The organism is Actinomadura nitritigenes (assembly GCF_017573545.1).
GTDB lineage: Bacteria > Actinomycetota > Actinomycetes > Streptosporangiales > Streptosporangiaceae > Spirillospora > Spirillospora nitritigenes.
In genome coordinates this window covers 1-1,143 of record NZ_JAGEOK010000099.1, presented here as the reverse complement: position 1 = coordinate 1,143, position 1,143 = coordinate 1, and the positions used below count along the sequence as shown (strand labels likewise).

Sequence of the window (1,143 nt, the reverse complement as noted above, 5' to 3'; positions counted from 1 at the left end):
GTTGACCACGTACGTGAGCTTCCACTTCTCCATGCCACTCCCTGTGCCGCCGTCGCTGCGCTTGCGAGCCTATCGACCGATGCGGACGTTGCCGCCTGTGACGGCGAGCAGCCAGCGAACATTGCCGAATTCCGCCGTTTGAGATCAAGGGGCGGCGGCGCTCGGGCCGCTGCGCGGCCCCGCGCCTGGCCGCCCGGAGCGTGCGGCGTGGGCGCCGGTCACCGGGCGGCCGCGCCGGGCCGCGCATCGCGACGCGCCCGCCGGCCCCGCCCCGTCCGGCCGCCACGGGGGCCGCGCCGCCGCCGGTCATGGTGCATCAGGTGGAGGCACAAGCCATCCCCGGTACAGGGACGTTGCAAGTTGAGGTGGAAATGCGCGGGGCTCCCCCCGACCCCGATCTGTCGAGGATGGCGACGGCCAGAACCCGTCAAGGGCGCCTACGGCGTCACTACGTGATGGCCTACGGCCACCCTTGACGGAACCTGTCCGTCGCTAAGTACAGGTCTCGTCGGGGCCGGGGGGAGGAAGGTGGGGGAAGAACAGCGGCTACGCCGCACGCCCAGGCCCGCACCGAGGGAAGGACCCCACGCGGGGAGAGGCCGACGCCATCAACGACCAGGCGGAGGAGGCGGGGCGTACTGCACTGGGGGACCGGGGGCGGGAGCAGGAGCCGGGGGCGGGACCCGAACGCGGAAGCTGGCAAGGACCCGTTCGCAGGCGATCCGAACGACGAGGAGCACGACCAGGCCCAGGCCGATGACGATCGGAGCCGCGAGCCAGATGGCCGCACCCATCCACGAGGCGAACGACCACACCCACAGCAGCCCGAACAGCACCCCGAAGCCGACCACGACGAGCGCAGCCAGGTAGACCCAGCGAACGAGGATCGGCGTCACCTGGCGTTCGAACTTCACGTCGAGGAGAGCACCCACCAGCGACGAGCCTTCACGGGGGCGGTTGTGTTGGTCGGGAGACAACATGCACCCAAGATCACCCGATCAGCGCCAGTCCGGTCAAACTCAACCGTCGTCCGGATGGCGTGCGATTAGCGTGCGATTAACGGCGGTCACCAGGGGTCAAGAGCGGTCGCTTGAGGACCAAGGGTTGCGCAGGTCAGGGCACGGATCGGGGGTGATCTCGCAG

The 1,143-nt window shown here is 69.8% G+C and carries 1 protein-coding gene; it reads right to left on the bottom strand.

The window, feature by feature from the left end:
- Nucleotides 1-608: 608 nt before the first annotated feature.
- Nucleotides 609-980 (bottom strand): DUF4282 domain-containing protein, encoded by a 372-nt coding sequence (locus J4557_RS49035; RefSeq protein WP_208274826.1) that lies wholly within the window; start codon nt 978-980, stop codon nt 609-611.
- Between the last annotated feature and the right edge of the window lie 163 nt (nt 981-1,143).